Source organism: Clostridium sp. D5, assembly GCF_000190355.1.
Taxonomy (GTDB): domain Bacteria; phylum Bacillota; class Clostridia; order Lachnospirales; family Lachnospiraceae; genus Faecalicatena; species Faecalicatena fissicatena_A.
This window is the reverse complement of the sequence record NZ_GL870842.1, coordinates 1-1,557: the sequence shown is the minus strand read 5'-3', so window position 1 is coordinate 1,557 and position 1,557 is coordinate 1. Positions and strand designations below refer to the sequence as shown.

At 42.2% G+C, this 1,557-nt stretch carries 2 protein-coding genes; both read right to left on the bottom strand.

The genetic code is table 11. From position 1 onward, the window contains the following. Positions 1-307: 307 nt before the first annotated feature. Positions 308-739, bottom strand: coding sequence for a hypothetical protein (locus tag HMPREF0240_RS23205; protein WP_009005825.1), 432 nt, complete (start codon positions 737-739; stop codon positions 308-310). Positions 740-813: 74 nt separating this feature from the next. Then, positions 814-1,323, bottom strand: coding sequence for a hypothetical protein (locus tag HMPREF0240_RS23200; RefSeq protein ID WP_035314792.1), 510 nt, complete (start codon positions 1,321-1,323; stop codon positions 814-816). Positions 1,324-1,557: the final 234 nt, after the last annotated feature.

The following is a 1,557-nucleotide window of genomic DNA, read 5'->3' as shown; positions in this document are numbered from 1 at the left end:
CTTTTAGCGAGCATAGCGGCAGTTAGAGGAAAGCCGTGAAATCAGTCAGAAAAAATCTGCTTCCGAAGCAGATTTTTAGAACGCCTGAGGCGTTTAATCATCAGATTAAACGGTGAATGCGTTCGGTTCTGACTGATTTTGCGGATTTCCTCTTACTGCCGCTTAGCGCAGCGGCTGTATTTCCAACAGGACAGGTGCTTTTCACAGTCCGTCCCGGCTCACGGTAAGCGCCCCCTTCGTCCGCTCCCGAGGCTAAAGCTCGTGAGCTATATCCCGATTTTGGGAACTGGCTGAGAGGAGTGATTTTTTACAGAAATTCCTTCAGTTCTTTCATAAAGCCTTCCAGCTCTTTAACCAGTCTTTTGGCTGCTGTTTTGCTTTCCCGGGATGCCTCCGGAGTATCGTTGATTGTTTCACTAATGGACTGGATTCCCATATTGCAGCCATCCATCATCAGCTTAGCGATTTGCCGGCTGTCATCCTTTATCATCAGCTTCATCTCTGTCGTAATCCAGGAAAACATAACTGCCATTTTTCCGGGTTCCTGCTCCGGCCGGCCTGACTCCATAAGAAGTTGGGCAATTTCATCATCCAGTTTTTTATATTTACTGTCGTATTTCTCGATTACATTCCATAGATCCTCGTCTGTAACAAAATCCTTCACCTGTTCAATGCTGTCTGTTCCCATCTTGCAGCCTTTGCTGCACTCATCCAACAATTTGATTGTCTGTTCTTCCACACACTTTGCCTTCTTTCCTTTTTATTACTTAGTGTGGAACATTTTTTGAAATATATACCGGCTAATCCCATGAATTAGTCTGCATCAGAAGCAATTTCTTCGGATCTGCTGTCCGTCAGGCAATGCATTTTCAGCATTACAAACCTTGCGATCGGCTGAGCGATGCAAAGCTCTACTGCAAATGATATTGCAAAATTACGCGGCCATTTGTAAAAAAACATCCTAATCGATTCCATCGTCAGCGAACGGCTGCCAATCCACGTTCCAATCACCGTCAGAAATATAGACATTAAAAATACGGTACATAATATATTGACAACAATGTGCGCACCAAAGCTGTCATCCTTATCTACAATTTTAACGGTCAGATCTTCTGCCGGTTTGTAAGTAAGCAGCACCAGCGCAATCACACTCAGCCATATGAACGGAATGACCTGAAGCGCTTCTGCCCAAACATACATATGAAATCCTGCTTCAAAGCAAGTAATGACAGGCGCGATTATATTGACCGATATTATAGAAATAACGGCCACGAACAGCGTAAATTCCTTTTTATTTCTTGGTAGTTTCATATAAAATTCCATTTTTTATACTCCTATTCTTTCATTGAAATTATACGGTTAACATTTTCCATAAACGTTACTGTTCACTGGCAAATCTGTAAACAGTAACACCGTCTGCGCAGGCTTTTCGGCAAAATAAAAAGCGTGAGACCTGGCCTGATCTCACGCTGAACCATTATACGCGTATTTCCGAATATCCAAATTATATGGGATTTTCCCCAAAATTGCAAGTCATAATTTATATAAAATTTTTAT

Excerpts from the sequence above, each read along its gene's own strand:
- HMPREF0240_RS23200 (WP_035314792.1), bottom strand. The coding sequence starts at position 1,323 with ATGGAATTTTATATGAAACTACCAAGAAATAAAAAGGAATTTACGCTG.